The organism is Rhodococcus sp. H29-C3 (genome assembly GCF_030063405.1).
Classification (GTDB): Bacteria; Actinomycetota; Actinomycetes; order Mycobacteriales; family Mycobacteriaceae; genus Rhodococcoides.
Map to the genome: position 1 here is coordinate 1 of NZ_JASITC010000040.1, position 5548 is coordinate 5548.

At 57.5% G+C, this 5548-nt stretch carries 5 protein-coding genes and 1 pseudogene; 3 read left to right on the forward strand and 3 right to left on the reverse strand.

The features are described from left to right. The coding region (locus QMK32_RS24940) for an ATPase (RefSeq protein ID WP_283478254.1) at positions 1–465 on the forward strand (465 nt) is incomplete at its 5' end. Positions 466–1181: 716 nt separating this feature from the next. Here the strand turns inward: QMK32_RS24940 and QMK32_RS24945 are convergent. Beyond that, positions 1182–2486 carry an MFS transporter gene (locus QMK32_RS24945; protein ID WP_283478255.1) on the reverse strand — a complete coding sequence of 435 codons (1305 nt, stop codon included), beginning with the start codon at positions 2484–2486 and terminating at the stop codon, positions 1182–1184. Between the two features lie 75 nt (positions 2487–2561). Beyond that, positions 2562–3215, reverse strand: coding sequence for a LysE family translocator (locus QMK32_RS24950; protein ID WP_283478256.1), 654 nt, complete (start codon positions 3213–3215; stop codon positions 2562–2564). Between the two features lie 198 nt (positions 3216–3413). Between QMK32_RS24950 and QMK32_RS24955 the strand changes: the two genes are divergently transcribed. Then, on the forward strand, positions 3414–3989 hold the full coding sequence (locus QMK32_RS24955) for a CGNR zinc finger domain-containing protein (RefSeq protein WP_283478258.1): 576 nt from the start codon (positions 3414–3416) through the stop codon (positions 3987–3989). A gap of 155 nt (positions 3990–4144) precedes the next feature. Continuing rightward, positions 4145–4764: pseudogene (locus QMK32_RS24960) on the forward strand (transposase family protein); the annotation flags it as partial. Between the two features lie 143 nt (positions 4765–4907). On the opposite strand, the gene QMK32_RS24965 reads toward QMK32_RS24960, so the two are convergent. Next, positions 4908–5273 (reverse strand): winged helix-turn-helix transcriptional regulator, encoded by a 366-nt coding sequence (locus QMK32_RS24965; RefSeq protein WP_283478259.1) that lies wholly within the window; start codon positions 5271–5273, stop codon positions 4908–4910. Positions 5274–5548: the final 275 nt, after the last annotated feature.

Genomic DNA, 5548 nt, shown 5'->3' on the forward strand with positions numbered 1-5548 from the left:
CACGCGTACGAGGCAGCGCAGATCGCCGAAGCCCGACGTCGAGACCACATCGCCCACAGGCGCTCGTTCATCACTGAAACCGTGTTCTCGCATCCGAGCAAAGTTCAGCTGGTCTCCGACGCCGTGGCCGCCGGCTATCTCGTTCACCTGCACATCATCATCGTCCCGGTCGAGCTGACGGTGCAGCGCGTCGCCGAAAGGGTACGCCGCGGCGGACATGACGTACCGGAGCAGAAAATCCGGGAGCGATACGAACGACTATGGACCCATCTCGATGCAGCGATCGGCATCGCCGACCTGGTCGAGGTGTTCGACAACGGCAGCGCACGCACCCCGTTCCGGCCGTGCGCTCTGTACACCCACGGCGCACTCGTCGGACCGGCGAGCTGGCCCAGATGGGCACCGGCCGCCCTCCGGGGCCGCGGCGCACCTCGACACGCGAGACCACCCGAATCGAATCAGTGATCGGCCAGCGGTGTCGGCGCGCCTAGCTTGCCGCGTCCAACATTTCGTCACAGTGACAAATTTGTATGATTCGTCAAATCCACGTCGCAGGTGTGCTCGGTCGAATGTCGTGGCTGGTGTCGATGAGTGAGGTTCCGCACCACACATCGGTTGTGCCCGAAAGCATTCTCCGCGATCCGTACTGGCAACTGCCGACGGCACCCATGAGCTGTCGAGTTCGTCAGGAATACCTGACGAATACATCGTGCCCGAGACGGTCGATGAGCTTCGCGAAGGAACGCTTCTGCGGCGCACTTCAATGTGCGGGCGTCTACGGCACGCCTCGCGGCGGTACGGAATCGACGACCGCCGAACGGCCGCGTACAGTCACTCGAGAGTGACATCAAAAAGGGCACCTTGAACTGCAATTATGTCATAATATAGCCATATCGGCGGTTTTGTGATTGACCCACGGCCGGTGTCCATGGACTGCAACCCGGACCTGGCGGTCGTGATGCTGGGGCGTGGCCGTGAGGCACATGTACGAGTAGCTGTGGTGGGACACGAGGTGTGCTTCAAACACAATCGAAACGTGTTTATTGCGCTAGGCGTGCACTACGAACGCGCGTTCTAAGGCCAAGTTAACACGCTCCACGGATGAACGTGCTTGTGGCAATATCCAGCAACGGAGTGGCTGCTTCATTCGCGCATCTCATCGCGGGTCCCGCTCTATTAGGTCACGCCGTGATAACCCCGCGGTTGTAGCGAAACGTCCATGCGATGACAGCAACGATGAGCGCCGTTGTAAGCGCGGTCACTACCACGGAGTTTGTCCCAGCGAATATGCCACCGAACCCGGCGACACCCAGTGCGGCACCAACGGCAAAGCTGGTCTCTTGGACAGCCGCAGCACGTGCTACATCTTTGGGCGAAACGCTGCCAAGCAGATAAGAATCCCCTGCTGCGCTCGCTGCCCCCACCCCGAGGCCTATTAGAACAGCCGCCACCCACAGGCCAACGAAAGCAGCCAAAACCAACCCTGCAGCGCAGAGTCCCAAACTCAGCTGTAACAGACGGACTGGGGTGAATCTCGTATGGAGCTTCGAGAAGGCGAAACCTCCGAATGAGACCCACAGCGCCATGATGGAAACCGGAAGGATCGACCAAAGAGAATGAGAGTTTGCGCTGAATAGATAAATCGAGCCGGTGTAGCAAGCATATCCAAACACAATTGCAAGCGCACAAATGCCAAGGCGTGAGTAGCTTAGCATCCCCACATCGATCAGAGGATCTTGAGATCGGCGTTGTCGTTGCCAGAAGAGAGCCAGAAGGCCGCACCCGAGTGCGGCTGCCAGCACGCGGAGAAGTATCCCGACGTGACTTTGTAATCCTGCTATCAACAAGCCAAATCCGAGAAAAGCCAAAACAGAAGAAGTGACATCGAGATTAGTCGAGGAGGCATGACCTAAGTGAATTTTCTGCAACAACAACCACGCCGACACTCCGCAAGTTAATGCCGCGGCAGCTGGTGTCCAGAAGAGTAAACTAATGGCGTTGAAATCGATTGCTATCCGTCCGAGAAGCGGACCGGCGCCAGCTCCTATGCTACCTGCCGCGATCCACAACGAGTAAGCCAACGTGCGTTCCCTGGTCTGCGGCAGACCACCGATGACCGATGCGACGCTCGACACCATTAACGCGTAGCCGAACCCCTGTACAAATCGGGCCACCGTCCAGGACAGAGGTGAATCCAGCAACGCTGGACTGGCACCCGCGATTGCAAATACGAACAACCCAGCCGACAACGTCACGCCAGGGCCAATCCTCGCGCCCAACCGTGACCCGAGCACTACGCTCGAGGCCAGAGCGATTGAATATCCATCAATGAACCACAGCCGCCACGAGTCCGTCAGCACTGGCAGGTCATAAGCAATAGAATTGAACAGCGTTGTGTCCATGCCCCCGAGAAACATCGGTATCAGCAGCAATGGAAACAAGACTGCCTTGCGAATCACTGGCGCTTTTTGTAACTCCTGAGACACTACAAACACGTCCTTTCAGTATCGATTTCGATATTTGGAGGATAACGAGGGATCGGCACCTCGTCAGAGACGCGATCACCCGATGGTCGGCGATGTCGGAGAAAAAACAGAACGTGAGAGCTCGACTAGTATTGATGCGGCAAGTCCAAGATAAACAGCGCCGGCGGCGTAGTTGAGTATGGACGTCGCCTTCTCGGATGCCATGAATCGAGATTGGAATACGCCTGCTAGTAACCCGATACCGCCGTAGAGTATTACCTCAATGAGTACATCGATCGCGCCCAAAAGAGCCATTTGGAGCGCAGGGTTATCCGCGGCCCCGATGAACTGTGGGAGTACAGCGAGAAAAAAGAGAACTATTTTTGGGTTTGTAACACTGACGAGCAGGCCGCGCCAGTACCACCGGTCGGTCACGACTCTGCTGTGGCTGGTTAGCGACTGGCTGGCGTTGCGAATCGTGCCGTACGCCAACCAGAGAAGATAACCTGCTCCGAAGAGCTTCACGGTGCCGAGTGCCGCCGGGTGCGTTTGAGCAATTCTTCCGAGACCTACAACGACCGCGGTGGCGTACATGCTCATGCCTGTGCCGATGCCAAGGATGGCTTTTAACGCGGCGTCGCGGCCCCCTTCAAGTCCCACAGCGATCATGTAAGCCATATCTGGCCCGGGTGGAGCGAGGAAAAGCATCACAATTGCGACAAAACCCAGCAGCACTGTCAGATCGACCATCTGCGGGCTACCTCCAGTTCGTGTTGCGCGAGGGATAGATACAGCTTGTAGTGATGAGGTAGTCGAACTCGTCTGAAACGTTGCGGGCGTTCGATTTCAGGCTTGCCGGCTGGGCCAGCTTCGGTCAACGGTGATGAACTGGCATAGATGGTTCTACCATTGTTGACCTGGCGAGTGCAACCAGCTATGATGGTTCTCATGCCTGTTGAGCAATACCCCGAGTTTCGACTTGGCGATGTGCTTGCGACCAGCTTCACGGCGACTCTGACGGAGCGATGCGGCGTTGCCGTAGAGCGCATTCCAGTGCCGTCGAGACTGATGGATTGGTTTGAGGTCAGCGGGCTCACCGTGAAGAACTGCACACAACTGCAGCTTGACTATGTCCATAGGTTGCGTGAATCCATTCATGCAGCTGCTACGTCAATCGCGAACGGCGCACCGCCCCCATTATCGGCGGTGCAGATACTCAATGCATCCAGTGCCGGGGGGCGAGCCTGGCCCATTCTTGCACCCGAGGGAGTTCGTCGGTGGCAGCTTGCGTCTGGCTCCGTGGAAGATGCGCTGAGCGTGATCGCAGGCGATGCGGTTGGCATTGTCTCTGGAGAACGAGATGGCAGAATAGCCCTTTGCGCATCGCCCACATGTCAAGCCGCGTTCTTCGACACCAGCAGAAGCCGCACCCGCAGATGGTGCGACATGAATACATGTGGAAATCGCGAAAAGAAAGCTCGCTTCTTCGCAAACAAGCACCGGAGCGCAAATCCAACTGAGTGATTGGACCGCATGCCAGCCGACGAGACTGCCGAAATTGACATTACTGATTAACAGTCAGCTGCATATGTAGGACAGAAGTCGCTGACCGGGAAGAATGGGCGAACATACCGGCAACAACCGCGTCACACGTGCCTGCATCCAACGGCCGAGTCGAGTTCTCGTTCGTCCTGATCAAGAACCGCCTCGTCCAACGAGTCATCGACTCCATCCCCGATACTGCGTGGATGCCCGTGCGATATCCGGGAGCGGTCCTCGACCGCGACAGTGGCAGCTGGATTTCTGACGCCGAAGTCGCCAAAACAGCTTTCACCGCTTTCTCTTCCACCGCCCATCCTGTTTCTGCACGGTTGATCGTCCGGCGGGTCAAAGACGCGCGCTATCGCGATGCACTGTTTCCGGTGTGGCGGTATCACCCGTTTTCACCAGCAACACCCTGTCGACGACTACCATCGATGTCGTTCACCGGGAACAACACACGATCATCGAAACCATGTTCTCGGATCTGATCGACGGACCGTTCGGCGCGAACTCCGCCTGGGTGCAGTGGGCAGCAATCGTGCACAACCTGTTGCGCGCTGCTGGAACCGTGGCAAGCGGCCGGCACGCAAAAGCCCGCGGGATGACGCTACGGCGGAAGATCGTCAACATTCCCACCCGCTTCGTATGGCCACAGCGCGCACCTACACTGCACCTACCGCGACAGTGGCCATGGCTCGATGCGTGGATTCAACTATGGCACAACATTATTGGGTCCATTCTACCCATGCCTGCCTGATCCTGACCGACACACCGACTCGGCCCGGGCAACGACAATCGTGGAGACGCTGGATAGACCAGCGGACGACACACGCCCGATAAACCCCGACCCCACAATTCGGTCATCGACCACAGTGCATCACCTCAGTCGGTGGATCGAGGTTAGCTAACCGAGCGGAGGTCTTGTAGCGCAGGAAGGAGAACCTCCGCTGCGTACTGCTTCCCCCACTCGTTCAAGGAATTCACGAAGGGCTCCAACGCTTTTCCTTGAGTGGTCAATGAATACTCGACGCGCGGCGGCACCTCAGGATACGACGTGCGCTCGACAATCCCGTCACTCTCCAGTTCGCGAAGTTGACGAGTAAGGACTCGCGGGGTGACCGGTCCCACTAGGCGACCTAATGCCCCGTAGCGCACGGGCCCGTCTAGAAGGTTCTTGACGATAGTCATCTTCCACGATCCTCCAAGCACAGCAATGCTTACCTCTACCGGACACACCTCATATGCACGCCGGACCGTCTCTCGCACTGCATTCGTATCGCCTACCACTGCTCCCCCCAACAGTCGGCACCAGTGCTGCGGTGCTTATTAGACAACGCCGTCCATACGGTCAGTAATGTACATACTACCACTCATCGTATATGTGGGCTATTCATTGGATATGAGTAATGCCCGGGCCCTGCGTGCCAGGGTGAGGTGAGTCCACTGGTTCATAGCAACCCGGCCTGATGCAGGGCGAGATACGGATCGACACACACCATGGCCATCACCACCAAGACGCCGGTCAGCGGCGACAATGAACG

Coding starts and splice junctions, on each gene's coding strand:
- QMK32_RS24950 (WP_283478256.1), bottom strand. CDS start 3,215: ATGGTCGATCTGACAGTGCTGCTGGGTTTTGTCGCAATTGTGATGCTT.
- QMK32_RS24955 (WP_283478258.1), top strand. CDS start 3,414: ATGCCTGTTGAGCAATACCCCGAGTTTCGACTTGGCGATGTGCTTGCG.